Raw genomic sequence first — 14,586 nt, 5'->3', positions numbered from 1 at the left:
GAAACATCTTCCTAGGTTTTTATTTACCAAAAGATGGAGTTAATCACTAACTCCATCTTCTTTTATTTTACATGGTTTGCAAGATCTTCTTGTGCTTTTTTATTAGATTCTTCTTTTTCTTTCTTCCATTTATCTTGAGCTTTTTGATATTCATCAGCAGTTACTGGTTTATCTTGAAGTTCAAGGTACTTGTACAAGAGGGCTTCACTCATACCCTTGTTACCTGAGTATGCAAATGGAAGGGTGAATGGCACCATCTTAGACAACATTGGACGTCCAGTTTGAGAAGTTGTTGGAATAATCAAAGCGCTATCTGTCAACCAAGCTTGGGCAGCGGCATATTTATCATAACGTTTTGAAACATCTGTGACTTCATTGTCAGCTTCAACAACCATCTTTTCGTAATCTTCCAAACCAACTTGTTTGGCAGCGGCGTTGTTTGTACCAGAATCAAATCCTAGATAAGTCTTAGTATTTTCACCTACAGACGGTTTGATGATATCAAGGTAAGTAGATGGGTCAATGTAGTCTGGAGACCATCCAACGTTATCTGAGAGATCCCAATCTTCTCCAGCAGCTGTTTCAGCAAAGTAGGTAACATTTAAGACTTCATCTTTTTGAAGTTGTTGAATGTCAATGACAACATTGTCAGTTCCTAATGTTGCTTCAAGTGATTGTTTTAACGATTGAACACGTTGTACTTTTGTAGTACTTGTTTGGTCAACTGGCATATCCAAGTGAATTGGGAATTGAACACCCTCTGCTTGGAGAGCTGTCTTAGCTTTAGCAAATTCTGCTTTCGCTTTTTCAGGATTGTAAAGACCATCTTGAGCGTCATCTAGATTGACATCTTTCCACTCATCACCATAGCTTACTAATTTTTCTTTAACTAAGTCACCAAAGTTTTTACCATCAACTTGAACAAATGTTGGTGGTACAAACAAGTTACGAAGAAGTTTTGTTGCTCCACTTTCTCCATTTACTTGAGAAGCATAAGCAGTTCTATCAAAACCAAAGGCAAGAGCTTGACGGAAATCTTTGTTAAGGAGAGCTTTTTTAGTTGATGTCTTTTGCTCATCTGTAGTCTTAGAAGTGTACTTGTAAGACTGACGGTCAATATTTGTCCCAACTAAGTAAGTTGAAGAATCTTGAGGTGTATAAACGATGTTGTCTTTAAACTCTTTTTCGAGTTCAGGATAACTTGCACTTGTTGGGAAGAGACGAGCCATTGAAAAGCTTCCATCTTTGAAGTTTTCTGCAAGTTTGTTATTGTCTTGACCATCCCAGAATGATAGTTTTACTTTATCAATATGAACATTGTCCTTATCCCAGTAGTTTGGATTCTTTTCGAATTCTACTGAAGATTTAGCTACCAATGATTTCAACAAGTAAGGACCGTTATAAAGGATACTGCTTGGATCTGTTGCTTTGGCAAAGTCACTTCCTTTTGAAGTAAGAAATTCTTCATTGACCGGTGCAAGAACACCCATAGTTGTCTTAGAGTTCCAGAAGCTTTCTGGTTTATTCAAAGTGTATTGAACTGTCTGATCATCAATTGCCTTAATTCCAACTTCTGAGAAGTCTTTAACTTCACCTTTCACATATGCATCAAGACCTTTAATAGAATCTTGGACGAGATAAAGGGCTTCTGATTTATTGTCAGCTGCATATTTAAGACCTGTTACAAAGTCTTGAGCTTTCACAGCAGCATACTCTTCACCCTCAGAAGTGTACCACTTGGCATCTTTACGGATTGTATAAGTGTAAGTCAAACCATCTTGAGATACTGACCAGTCTTCTGCCATAGATGGCACAAAGTTTCCATAGCGGTCATTTTCCATCAAACCGTCAATGACGTTACTAGTGATATTAGCAGTTGCAGCCTTACCTGTTGTCAGATAGTTGAGGTTGTCTGGATCTGTTTCATAAACGTAAGAAAAAGTTTTCTCACCTTTTGCACTAGAGCCTGAACCTGAACAAGCTGCCAAAACACCTGACGCTAACAGAGTCACTCCTGCTAGGGCCATTACTTTTGAAAATTTCATAATAAACTCCTTTATGACTTTTTATACATTATAGTCCCTTTTCAGCCATGTGTCAATACAATTTTCAGAATTTTTCAAATTGATTTGAAAATATTTTCTTCCTCCATTTCTAATATGAAAATCTTTTTAGGAAAATTTCAATCATTGACATTTATCAACTATATCTTTATGATATAATGAAAGAAGAAAGTTGAAAGGAAATACCATGTCAAAAGAAGTTATTGTTGAAAGTTTTGAACTAGATCATACGATTGTAAAAGCTCCTTATGTCCGCTTGATTGGAGAAGAGACTGGACCGAAAGGAGATATCATTTCTAACTTTGATATCCGCTTGGTTCAACCAAATGAGGACTCTATCCCTACTGCTGGACTTCATACTATTGAGCACCTCTTGGCTAAGTTAATCCGTACTCGCATCGACGGTATGATTGATTGTTCACCATTTGGTTGTCGTACAGGGTTCCATATGATTATGTGGGGACGTCATTCTAGCGCTGAAATCGCAGCTGTCATCAAGGATTCACTGAAGGAAATCGCTGAAACAACAACTTGGGAAGATGTCCCAGGAACAACTATTGAATCTTGCGGAAACTACAAGGATCACAGCCTCTTTTCTGCTAAGGAATGGGCAAAATTGATTCTCCAACAAGGAATCTCAGACGATGCTTTTGAACGTCATGTCATCTAATAATAAAAAAAGAAACCAGCTTTTGAACTGGTTCCTTTTTTTATTTTCTAAATCTTGATTTAGTCTTTTTCACGAATGACCAAAACACCATCTTCCATGTCAGCTTCTAGGTGTTTAGCATCAAGATTATCCAAGTGGAAATCTGTCACTTTATCTCGGATTTGTTGTTCAACCACACGACGGAGTGGACGAACACCCATGACTTCATCGTAGCCTTCTTCAGTCATGTATTCTTTAGCAGCTTCGCTAACTGCCAAGTCAATGTCTTTCTTAGAAAGAGTCTTGTTAACTTCAACCAACATAAGGTCTACAATCTTAGAAAGATCCTCTTTGCTCAAGTGTGAGAATTCGATGACAGCATTGAAACGGTTAAGGAATTCTGGACGGAAGTAAGGTTTCAAACGATCCATAAGTTCTGGTTTATCAGCATCTTCTGTCAAGTTAGCTTCATAGCCAAAGCCTGCGTTTGAAGTTGCGATAATCACAGTATTCTTGAAGTTTACAGTGTTACCTTGACCATCAGTCAAACGACCATCATCCAAAACTTGGAGGAGAAGTGTGATAACTTGAGGGTCAGCCTTTTCAATTTCGTCGAGAAGGACGATTGAATATGGGTTACGGCGAACACGTTCTGTCAAAGTATTGCTATTGTCATCATAACCAACATAACCAGCTGTTGTACCAATCAATTTAGATACGGCTGTACGGTCGCTATATTCTGACATATCTAAACGGATGATAGCATCTTTCGTTCCGAACATATCAAGAGCCAATTGTTTAGCCAACTCAGTCTTACCAACACCAGTAGGACCTACAAAGAGGAAGCTACCGATTGGACGGTTACCTTCATCAAAACCAGCACGGTTACGACGGATAGCTTTTGCTACTGCCTCAACAGCTTTGTCTTGACCGATAACTTTCGTTTGCAAACGGTGACCCATATCTTTCAATCGTTCGATATCGGTTGCACCCATTTGTGATACTGGGATTCCAGTCATCCGTTCGACAGACTCAGCTACATCATTTACAGTAGCTGTAACCTTGTGATCTTCTGTATGATTAGCAATTTGCTTTTCAAGCTCTTCGATACGGACTTTTGCATTTAGAGCTGCTTCGTAATCTTCTTTAGCCGCAGCTTCTTCTTGTTTAGTTTTTTCCGCTTGAATTTCGTGCTCAACTGCATGTACATCTGTAACTGGGTGTTGTGCTGCCAAGTGAGCAGCTGTCACATCCACAAGGTCAATAGCCTTATCCGGCAAGCTACGTTGTGGAATATATTGTACTGAGTAATCAACAGCCGCTTTCAAAACTTCATCTGGCAAAATAACATTGTGGTGTTGTTGATAAAGATCTCGAATACCTTGAAGAATCTTGAAAGTATCTTCAGCAGATGGAGCATTAACCTTCACTTCGTTGAAACGACGAGCAAGGGCTGCATTTTTCAAGATAGTATTACGGTATTCATCTTGAGTAGTTGCGCCAATCACTGTCAATTCTCCACGTGAAAGAGCTGGTTTCAAGATATCAGCAAGACCTTTAGACCCTTGACCATCACCTGTGCTACCAGCACCAAGAATTTGGTGAATTTCGTCGAAGAAAAGGATAATATTTCCAGCTTCTTTAACTTCGTTTACCAAGTTTTGAATGTTTTCTTCAAAGCTACCACGGTATTGAGTACCAGCTTCAAGTCCAGAAATATCAATAGAAATGATCTCTTTGTTCTTGATTGCTGCAGGAACGTCACCGTTCACGATAGCTTGGGCCAATCCTTCTACTACTGCAGTTTTACCAACACCAGCATCGCCGACGAGAACTGGATTATTTTTTGTGCGACGTGAAAGAATTTCAGAAGTTTCTTGGATTTCTTTATTACGTCCAATAACCGGATCTAACTTACCTTCACGTGCTTCTGCTGTTAAGTTACGTCCAAGTTTTGCAAGAATCCCATCTTGTTTCATACCTTTACCTTGAACGTACTGAGCTTGTTCACTTCCTTCGCTTGGAAGTTGACCGGTTTGACGGTAAATAGCGAATTCTTCAGGTGTTACTTCACGGCCGTTAATCAAGTAACGACGATTTTCTGAACTGTATCCACGCATACCACCCATCAATTGGTTAAATAAATCATCCATGTTGTTAAAGTTATTAAAGTTGTTATTCATATTTCATACCTCGTTTATTTTCAAATTTACTTAGTCAAAATAATTTGACTTTCTCTGACCTTTGTTTTAAAAAATTTAGACTAGCTATTTGCTACTCTACGTATAATTTCAGGTTTTTCTTTATCCAATACAGGTTTTTCGATTGGACTTCTAAAAATACTAATGTTAACCATAGGTTGTACCTCTTTTCTAGGTTTTACCCATACTTTGATCTTAAGATAGTATATACAATCACCTTAAAATCAAGGTTTTCTAAGGACTTTCATGATCCTTATGTTTTTAGTATATCACTTTGGTCAGTTTTAGTCAAGAGATTTGACCAAATTTGACTAATTTTTTTTAAAAAATTTTTATAACAAAAAAACCAGTCAGAGTGACTGGTTTTTGATTTACTATTTATAAATCTTAGCTCAATGCATCATCCATTGAAAGAACTTCGTGGAAGACACGTTGTGTTAATTCAGTTTTTTGTTCTGGAGTGAGGTATTTAGTGTTTACACAGTATCCAGAGATACGTACGATTACGTCTTCACCTGACATGATCTTTTCGTAAACATCGTTCAAGTCCATAACGTTCAAGTTAACGTGTTGTCCACCGTTTTCGAAGTAACCATCAAGGATTGTTACCAAGTTATCAACTTGTTCGTCACGAGTTTTACCAAGAGCACGTGGTGAAACTTGAGTTGTCAATGAGATACCATCAGCTGCATAACCAAAGTCAAGGCTAGCAAGTGAGTTCAAGTTTTGCAACCATCCACCTTTAGCTTTGTTAGATGGGTTAGCACCTGGTGAGAAGAATTCAAGTTTAGACAAGTTCACAGAACCATCTTCGTTGAGGTATACACCTTTGTGGACTGGTGAGTTACCAGTTTGTTTAGAGTAAGCAACGTTAGATGTGATTGTCAAAAGTGATACAGTAGCTTCTGCGTCTTTGTAAAGTTTGTGGCTACGTAGACGAGTTGTGTAAGCTTCGATCAACCATTCTGCCAATTCGTTTGAACGTGGGTCATCTTCACCCCAACGTGGGTATTCACCGATTGTTTCGTAATCGTAGATGTAGCCATTTTCGTCACGGATTGGTTTAACTGTAGCGTACTTGATAGCTGACAATGTATCAACAGTGTTAGCAAATCCACAGATACCGAATCCCATGTTAGCACGTTGTTTAGTTGGCAAGAAGGCCATTTGAACAGCTTCGTAGTTGTACTTATCAGTCATGTAGTGGATGATGTTCAAAGCATCTACGTAAGTGTCAGTCAACCAGTCAAGAGATTTTTCAAAGTTTGCTTTAACTGATTCGAATTCAAGAACTTCGTCACGGATTGGTTCGATGTCAAATACTTTATAGTCTTTATGAACATCATCGTAACCACCGTTCAAACCAGTAAGAAGAGCTTTAAGAACGTTAACGCGAGCACCGAAGTACTGGATGTTGTGACGTTGTTCTTCGTTTTCTGGGTCAAGTGGAGACACACAACATGAGATACAGCTCATTTCACCGTATCCATCTTTAGCCATTGTTGTAACACCTTCGTATTGGATTGAAGAGTGTTTGTGGCTCATGTGCATACAGTAGCGACGGAAGTTGTATGGCAATTTGTCAGTCCAAAGAACTGTCAAGTTTGGTTCTGGAGAGTTACCGATGTTGTCAAGAGTGTTCAAGAAACGGTAGTCCATCTTAGTAACACGGTGACGACCGTCGTTACCCATACCAGCCATAGAAGTTGTGATGAAGGTTGGGTCACCTGAGTACAATTGGTCATAAGCTTTTGTACGAGCAAATTTAACTGTACGAAGTTTCATAACGAAATCATCAATAAATTCTTGGATTTCTGATTCAGTAAATGTACCACGAGCAAGGTCACGTTCTGCGTAGATATCCAATACGATTGGCACACGTCCTAGAGATGTAGCAGCACCGTTGATAACACGGCAGACAGCCATGAAGGCAATGTTTACCCATTGGATAGCTTCTTTAACGTTCATCGCTGGTTTGCGAACGTCAACTCCGTAAAGATCACCCAAGCGTACAACTTGTTGCAATGCTTGATACTGAAGGTTGATTTCTTCACGAAGACGGATTGTTTCTTCATCGATTTCTTCGATTGAGTTCCAATCGTTCACTTTTTCTTGCATCAAGTAGTCTGCACCGTAAAGAGCAAGACGCGCATAAACACCGATGATACGTCCACGTGAGTATGCATCTGGAAGACCAGTTACAGTGTGAGCGTGGCGAGCACGACGGATGTTTGAAGTGTAAGCACGGAAGATACCGTCGTTAACAGTTGTTACATATTTTGTGAAAATTTCGTGAACAGCTGGATCTGGTTCGTATCCGTTTTCTTTCAAAGTAGTTTCAGCCATACGGATACCACCTTTTGGCATGAAGTTCAATTTGAAGAGTTCGTCATTTTGGATACCGAAGATAACTTCGTTTTCTTTGTCGATAAATCCAGCAGGAATATCAGCAATAGAAGTTGGACGAGTGTCCATTGGGAAACGAGTTTCTTCGTAGTGTGCTTTAGTTTCTTCTACGATTTTTTTAATGTGAAGTGAACGCTCTGTTGGTCCTGCAAGGAAGCTTTCATCTCCATCATAAGGTGTGTAGTTAGCTTGTACAAAGCGTGATACACTTGCTTTTTCTTTCCAGTCAACACCTTTAAAGCCTTCCCAGGCTTTGTCAAAAATGTCCTGTGCTTCAACAACTGTCTTAACAACCATGTTAATGTCCTCTTTTATCTTTCTAGTAACAGTCATCTGTTACATTCATGTATTCAGTATACCACACAGTAAACGATTTCAACAAGTGAAATCACCTTTTTTTAACACTTTCTTTTATAATACAGTTGTTGTTTTCGCGATAACTGTATTATAGTTTTGAAAAAGATTTACTTATTTTCTATTTTTTCTGAAAAAGGTTATAATATAGCTAGTAATTCTATCAAAGAAAGGTCATTACATGCTCATATTTCCACTGATGAATGATTTATCTCGTAAAATCATCCATATTGACATGGATGCCTTTTTTGCTGCGGTAGAAATTCGAGACAATCCCAAACTAAAAGGGAAACCCGTTGTTATCGGTAGTGACCCAAGAAAAACAGGAGGTCGCGGAGTTGTTTCGACTTGTAGTTATGAAGCGAGAACCTTTGGCATCCACTCAGCTATGAGTTCCAAAGAGGCCTATGAACGTTGTCCACAAGCCGTTTTCATTTCCGGAAACTACGAAAAATATACTGCTGTTGGTCAACAGATTCGAGCTATTTTTAAACGTTATACGGATAGGATTGAACCTATGAGTATCGACGAAGCCTATCTAGATGTGACTGAAAATAAGCTCGGTATCAAGTCTGCTGTCAAGATTGCTCGCTTAATTCAGCAGGATATTTGGCAAGAACTCCATCTGACCGCTTCTGCCGGTGTATCTTATAATAAGTTTTTAGCTAAAATGGCTAGTGACTATCAAAAACCTCGTGGTTTGACGGTCATTCTTCCTGATGAAGCCGTAGATTTTCTCCAACAAATGGATATCGCTAAATTCCACGGTGTTGGCAAGAAAACAGTTGAAAAACTCCATCAAATGGGTGTATATACGGGTACTGACCTTTTAGAGATTTCTGAAATCACTCTCATTGATCGTTTCGGAAGACTCGGTTTTGACCTTTATCGTAAAGCTCGAGGTATAGATAACTCTCCCGTTAAATCAAATCGTATCCGTAAGTCTATTGGTAAAGAAAAAACTTACAGTAAGATTCTAAGTCTAGATGAAGATATAAAAAAAGAGCTAACTCTCCTTTCGGAAAAAGTGGCCCTTAGTCTTCAAAAACATGAAAAAAGTGGTAAAATCGTCATTTTGAAAATCCGCTATGCTGACTTTTCTACTTTGACAAAACGAAAAACTTTGGAGCAGCAAACGCAAGACCCTGAACAAATTGCTCAAAGCATTATCCAACTCTACGAAACACTGAGTTATAAAGACAAGGGTGTTCGCTTATTGGGTGTCACTGTGACTGGATTCTAAAAACCTTGAAGGAATCTCCCCTCAAGGTTTTTTTCTTATATAAATAATCGAACAAAGCTATAAAGTAGTAAGACACTACCAAGGACGATACGGTATTTACCAAACACTGTAAAGTCGTGTTTTTTGACATAGCTAGTTAAGAAACGAATGGATACCATGCTGACTGCAAAAGCAACTACCATAGCTACCAAGAGCAAGAAGAATTGACCAAAGCTCAACACTTCTCCCGCTTTGATAAATTTAAAAATCTTCAAAGCGCTGGCTCCAAACATAACTGGAATTCCTAGATAGAAGGTAAATTCAGTCACCACTGAACGACTAGTACCGTTCAACAAACCACCTACGATAGTGGCACCTGAACGACTAGTACCTGGCAAAAGGGCCAAGACTTGGAAAAGTCCAATATAGAGGGCTGTTTTATACGGTAATTTGTCTAACTCAGTGACTGTTGGCTCAATTGCTTGCGCTTTGTTGCGTTTTTCAAGAAAGATAAAGGCAACCCCATAAACAATCAACATAATGGCTACTGATACCATATTGTGAAAGTGAGTGTCAAACCAATCATCAAATTTAAAGACTAGAAGCAGAGGTAAAGTCGCAACAAAAACTTTGGACCATAACTGCCAAGTTTTACGAACTTGTACCTTATCCTTACCTAGCTTGAAGGGATTCAGCTTGTTAAAGTAGATAACCATAACGGCTAAGATCGCACCAAGTTGAATAACTACATTAAACATAGACATGAAGGCTTCATTTTGATCTTTATACTGGATAAACTCTTCCGCTAGGATTAAGTGGCCAGTACTTGAAATCGGCAACCATTCCGTAATTCCTTCAACAATACCAAAAAAGATTGATTTTAAAATTTCAATAAAATACATAGATTTCTCCTTTTTCTATCCTCCATTATATCATACTTTTAAAGGCTGTGTTTAGTTTTCTTTAGAAAGCACCAACACTTCCTCCACCGCCACCACCTGAGAAGCCTCCACCAGAGCCACCACTTCCAGATGATACAGAGAAGGTACTTGCTGTATTTGCGACCGAAGTGTATTGATGAATGTGAGCAGTAGACGTATGAAACTGTTTATCCCATCCAGCAGATACATAAAGATTCATATCTGCATTTTCAAGTTGGATATTGCGAAGCTTCATAATTTTATTCACTTTCTTGGCGTATCCATAGAGAGTTGCATAGACCAAAAGGCGATTCCAAAGTGCAATGCTCTCTAGTTCAGCCTTATCAAGATGAGCTATATCCCTAAGCATGTTTTCAAAACTTGTCCAGAGATAAAAGGCTTCTGATCCCTCTTCATTTAAGACTCCATCACGAGACGGCCCTCGAGTCACAAAATGAACCAAAGCACTAGCTAGCAAGCCCATTAAACCGAGTGACAGTAAAGGAAGTGAAAAATAACCATGTGTTTGTAAGCTATAGTAGAAGATGAGAAGGCCGAGAATACCCGTTACAGCCGAACAGACTTTCATTTTTTTCACAAGATTATTTTCTTTTTCCGTCAAAGGACGATAATAACTTGGAATTCGTAAAATGTTCACCTTGTCTCGAACACAACTTTGCATACGTTCAAGTCGTCTCTCGAAAGAACGCTTGAGGTGTAAGCCGAATTCTCGAATATGCTTCTCATCAGCTTCCTTAGCTCCATGGAACAAAACTGAAGAAACTTGATACTCAGGGAAAAGATCTGAAAGAGCCAGTTCTTTATTTGTAGAGAGAGTCATCCGTAGGCATTCCTTCTCAAAATTAGACAAACCTTTTTCACTGTTAATTTTGATCCATGGCTCTTCTTCACCTTGAAAAATGGATAAATGTCTGCGATCGACTAAATCTAACAAAGTTGCCTGGATTAGTTGTTCAAAGCTGAACTTACCAAACTTCTGCTTATTTAGAGGGCTAACTTCCTCTAAGGATGTTGAATAGATTGCTTCTGCCAAAACCATTGGAGGCAGGTCCATTGGGGGTTCGTAGAGACGATGATTCTTTGGATATACCTTTTTAAGAGTCGTATGCTGACGAAATTCTCTATAATAGTGGATTGTTACTAGCAACAGAGCCGTAAAGAAGATTGGAAAAATCCATTTTATCATGACATTGGCCTGGACTTTTTCAGCCTTTATTTCTACCTCAACTCTTTTAAAGTTACTTAGATTATCTTCGTCCAGTCCTTGGCTTGGAGCACTTGAGAAAGCTTCTCTCGGCCAATAGGCATGTAGCTCAACTTGATGGTTTCTAGGAAGATTTTTCATCTTCACTCGATAAATATCGTTTACTTTTTCGACACTACCCTCATTGAGGAGTTTACCAGTATGGAAAAAGAGTTTCTCGGCTGGTTTGTCCGATGTTACTCGAAATTCTAAATCTTTAATATCCCCTGAACTATCTGTCAGTGGTTGCCAATTCAGCTCAGCAATATCCTGATATAAGAAAAGAAGATTTTTCAATTGCCAAGTAACGGTTACCCGAACAGTATCTCCTGCATTTCCTGGATTAAGAATGATGACCTTGTAGCCATCCTCTTCTTCCTTAGTATATGAGAGAACATCCTGAACGATTTGCCCATTTTTAGATACAAGGACAGTTGGGTCATCATCAATCTCAAATCCCTTTGGCATCTTCCCTGCTTTACCGAGCCCAATCAATTGACCATTAAAATCATCTTTAAAATGGTAGGTAATTGTTTCTTGGAAAACTGCTGTATTATCTGCATGAATATTCAAATCCCCCTTATAGGATAGAATGTCGAAGTCTACTGCAAAAACAAGGCTCGGGATAAATAGTAAAAAAGTAAATACCAGGGCAAGTAACCATCTCTTTTTCATCTTACATTCCCTTTCACGTTTTTTCACTATTATATCATTTTTTAGAACTTAAGGTTTGCTTGTATTGAAAATCTCATCATTTTTAGATACAATAGAGGGAGCCATTTTTAGACTAGAAATAGGAGAAAACATGAAAAAATTATGCTTAACTATCCTTGCTAGCCTAGCCCTGACCCTAGGACTAGTTAGCCAGGTCCAAGCCGATGAATATTTACGCATCGGGATGGAAGCAGCTTATGCACCCTTCAACTGGACTCAAGACGACGATAGCAACGGTGCTGTCAAGATTGACGGGACCAACCAGTACGCCAATGGTTATGATGTTCAAATTGCAAAAAAAATCGCTAAAGACCTCGGTAAAGAACCCCTCATTGTTAAGACAAAATGGGAAGGACTTGTTCCAGCTCTGACTTCCGGTAAAATCGATATGATTATCGCTGGTATGAGCCCAACCGCTGAACGCAAGCAAGAAATTGCCTTCTCAAGTAGTTACTACACTAGTGAGCCTGTTCTCGTAGTGAAGAAAGACTCGAGCTACGCTAATGCTACTAGCTTAAATGACTTTAAAGATGCAAAAATCACTTCTCAACAAGGGGTTTACCTTTACGACTTGATTTCTCAAATTCCAGGCGCTAAAAAAGAAACTGCCATGGGTGATTTCGCTCAAATGCGTCAAGCTCTTGAAGCTGGTGTCATTGACGCCTATGTTTCTGAACGCCCAGAGGCTCTAACTGCTGAATCAGCAAATGCCAAATTTAAAATGATTCAGCCTGAACCTGGTTTTAAAACTGGAGAAGAAGATACCTCTATCGCTATCGGTCTTCGTAAGGATGACGAACGTATCAGCCAAATCAATGCTAGCATTGAAACCATCACTAAAGAAGAACAAGTTGCCCTAATGGATCGTATGATTAAAGAACAACCTGTTCAAGCTACAACTACTGAAGAAAACAGCAGTAATTTCTTTAGCCAAGTTGCTAAAATTCTAAGTGAAAACTGGCAACAACTCTTGCGAGGTGCCGGAATCACACTTTTAATTTCCATTATCGGTACTATCGTTGGTCTCGTTATTGGTCTTGCTATCGGTGTTTTCCGTACTGCGCCCCAATCTGAAAATCAATTTTTCTACGTCATACAAAATATGGTTGGTTGGATTCTCAATATCTATATTGAAATTTTCCGTGGAACTCCTATGATTGTACAATCTATGGTTATCTACTATGGAACTGCCCAGGCTTTCGGAATCAACCTAGACCGTACTCTCGCTGCTATCTTTATCGTTTCTATCAATACCGGTGCCTACATGACCGAAATCGTTCGTGGTGGTATCCTAGCTGTTGACAAGGGACAATTTGAAGCAGCAACTGCACTTGGTATGACTCATAATCAAACCATGCGTAAGATCGTTTTACCTCAGGTAGTTCGAAACATTTTACCTGCGACTGGTAATGAGTTCGTCATCAACATCAAGGATACTTCTGTATTGAATGTTATCTCTGTTGTAGAACTTTACTTCTCAGGAAATACGGTAGCAACACAAACCTACCAATACTTCCAAACCTTTACTATTATCGCAGTTATCTACTTTGTCCTCACCTTTACAGTAACACGTATCCTACGCTATATCGAAAAACGGATGGATATGGATACCTACACAACAGGAGCTAACCAAATGCAAACGGAGGATTTGAAATAATGAATCAACCCATTCTTGAAATCAAACACCTCAAAAAATCCTATGGACAAAACGAGGTTCTAAAAAATATCTCTCTCACTATCCATAAAGGAGAAGTTATTTCTATCATTGGAAGTTCCGGTAGTGGTAAATCAACCTTCCTACGTTCGATCAACTTACTTGAAACACCGACTGAAGGCGAAATCCTTTATCATGGTGAAAACGTCCTTGAAAAAGGCTATAACCTCACTCACTATCGAGAAAAACTAGGAATGGTCTTCCAGTCCTTCAACCTCTTTGAAAATCTTAACGTGCTAGAAAATACAATCGTTGCCCAAACAACTGTACTCAAACGTGATCGCTCAGAAGCAGAGAAAGTTGCTAAAGAGAATCTTGAAAAAGTTGGCATGGGAGAACGTTACTGGCAAGCAAAACCTAAACAACTTTCTGGTGGTCAAAAGCAACGTGTTGCCATTGCTCGTGCACTTTCTATGAATCCTGATGCCATTCTCTTTGATGAGCCTACATCAGCTCTTGACCCTGAAATGGTCGGTGAAGTTCTCAAAATCATGCAAGATTTGGCTCAAGAAGGCTTGACCATGATTGTTGTAACACACGAGATGGAATTTGCTCGCGATGTATCAAACCGCGTCATCTTTATGGATAAAGGTGTCATTGCAGAAGAAGGCAAACCAGAAGATCTATTTACTAATCCCAAAGAAGAACGTACAAGAGAATTTTTACAACGCTATCTTCGATAAGAAAAAAGACTGCAATGGCAGTCTTTTTTTATTTCCAAAAATGAAAAGGCAGATTCTTTTCGAACCTGCCTATATCCAAAGACTAATCTTCAAATTTTTCATGATTTTTATTGTAGAAATCAATTAAGCCGAGGGCTGTTTCAAAGGAAATGTTTTTAACTTTTGCACGTCCTTGAGCCAAAGCAATGATAGACATCTCACGCGCATTCGTTTCCTTAGAAATACGATACCCTGTGATCTTCTTATCACGAACCCAGCTAACAACTGCTTCTACTTTTTCAAAGTTAGACTTAGCCATGTTATTCTCCTATTTTTTTCTTTACGCAACTTCATTCTATATGTTTTTATAGTATTTGTCAATTGAAACACATATATTAATAAAGTTATTGCGTTAAG

Annotated in this window: 10 protein-coding genes; 4 read left to right on the top strand and 6 right to left on the bottom strand. The window is 38.9% G+C overall.

Annotated features, from left to right (window positions below):
- Positions 1 to 62 precede the first annotated feature (62 nt).
- Entirely contained in the window at positions 63 to 2,045 is a 1,983-nt protein-coding gene (locus I1J71_RS05535; RefSeq protein ID WP_195184018.1) for a peptide ABC transporter substrate-binding protein, read from the bottom strand.
- A gap of 205 nt (positions 2,046 to 2,250) precedes the next feature.
- Between I1J71_RS05535 and I1J71_RS05530 the strand changes: the two genes are divergently transcribed.
- Positions 2,251 to 2,733: an S-ribosylhomocysteine lyase gene (locus I1J71_RS05530; protein WP_004251981.1), complete on the top strand. Its 483-nt coding sequence runs from the start codon at positions 2,251 to 2,253 to the stop codon at positions 2,731 to 2,733.
- A 59-nt stretch (positions 2,734 to 2,792) separates the two neighbouring features.
- On the opposite strand, the gene I1J71_RS05525 is transcribed toward I1J71_RS05530, so the two are convergent.
- Both I1J71_RS05525 and pflB read right to left on the bottom strand, forming a co-directional pair.
- Positions 2,793 to 4,895: an AAA family ATPase gene (locus tag I1J71_RS05525; RefSeq protein WP_195184017.1), complete on the bottom strand. Its 2,103-nt coding sequence runs from the start codon at positions 4,893 to 4,895 to the stop codon at positions 2,793 to 2,795.
- Between the two features lie 405 nt (positions 4,896 to 5,300).
- Positions 5,301 to 7,616: a formate C-acetyltransferase gene (gene pflB / locus I1J71_RS05520; RefSeq protein WP_004251975.1), complete on the bottom strand. Its 2,316-nt coding sequence runs from the start codon at positions 7,614 to 7,616 to the stop codon at positions 5,301 to 5,303.
- 238 nt (positions 7,617 to 7,854) lie between these two features.
- On the opposite strand from pflB, the gene dinB reads away from it, so the two are divergent.
- The gene (gene dinB, locus I1J71_RS05515) at positions 7,855 to 8,916 is read left to right on the top strand and encodes a DNA polymerase IV (protein WP_195184016.1); all 1,062 of its coding nucleotides are present in this window, start codon (positions 7,855 to 7,857) and stop codon (positions 8,914 to 8,916) included.
- A gap of 35 nt (positions 8,917 to 8,951) precedes the next feature.
- Here dinB and I1J71_RS05510 read toward each other — a convergent pair whose 3' ends face one another.
- Both I1J71_RS05510 and I1J71_RS05505 read right to left on the bottom strand, forming a co-directional pair.
- Positions 8,952 to 9,797 (bottom strand): undecaprenyl-diphosphate phosphatase, encoded by an 846-nt coding sequence (locus I1J71_RS05510; RefSeq protein WP_195184015.1) that lies wholly within the window; start codon positions 9,795 to 9,797, stop codon positions 8,952 to 8,954.
- A gap of 61 nt (positions 9,798 to 9,858) precedes the next feature.
- Entirely contained in the window at positions 9,859 to 11,754 is a 1,896-nt protein-coding gene (locus tag I1J71_RS05505; RefSeq protein WP_195184014.1) for a DUF2207 domain-containing protein, read from the bottom strand.
- A gap of 130 nt (positions 11,755 to 11,884) precedes the next feature.
- Between I1J71_RS05505 and I1J71_RS05500 the strand changes: the two genes are divergently transcribed.
- Both I1J71_RS05500 and I1J71_RS05495 read left to right on the top strand, forming a co-directional pair.
- On the top strand, positions 11,885 to 13,450 hold the full coding sequence (locus I1J71_RS05500) for an ABC transporter substrate-binding protein/permease (protein WP_195184013.1): 1,566 nt from the start codon (positions 11,885 to 11,887) through the stop codon (positions 13,448 to 13,450).
- The gene (locus I1J71_RS05495; protein ID WP_195184012.1) at positions 13,450 to 14,190 is read left to right on the top strand and encodes an amino acid ABC transporter ATP-binding protein; all 741 of its coding nucleotides are present in this window, start codon (positions 13,450 to 13,452) and stop codon (positions 14,188 to 14,190) included. Before I1J71_RS05500 ends, I1J71_RS05495 begins: the two co-directional genes overlap by 1 nt.
- 82 nt (positions 14,191 to 14,272) lie before the next feature.
- Here the strand turns inward: I1J71_RS05495 and I1J71_RS05490 are convergent, their stop codons facing one another.
- Positions 14,273 to 14,488 (bottom strand): hypothetical protein, encoded by a 216-nt coding sequence (locus tag I1J71_RS05490; protein ID WP_004251963.1) that lies wholly within the window; start codon positions 14,486 to 14,488, stop codon positions 14,273 to 14,275.
- Positions 14,489 to 14,586 lie beyond the last annotated feature (98 nt).

This window comes from Streptococcus infantis, from assembly GCF_015546995.1.
Classification (GTDB): Bacteria; Bacillota; Bacilli; order Lactobacillales; family Streptococcaceae; genus Streptococcus; species Streptococcus infantis_J.
The sequence above is the reverse complement of the archived record's forward strand: the minus strand, read 5'-3'. Positions and strand labels throughout refer to the sequence as shown.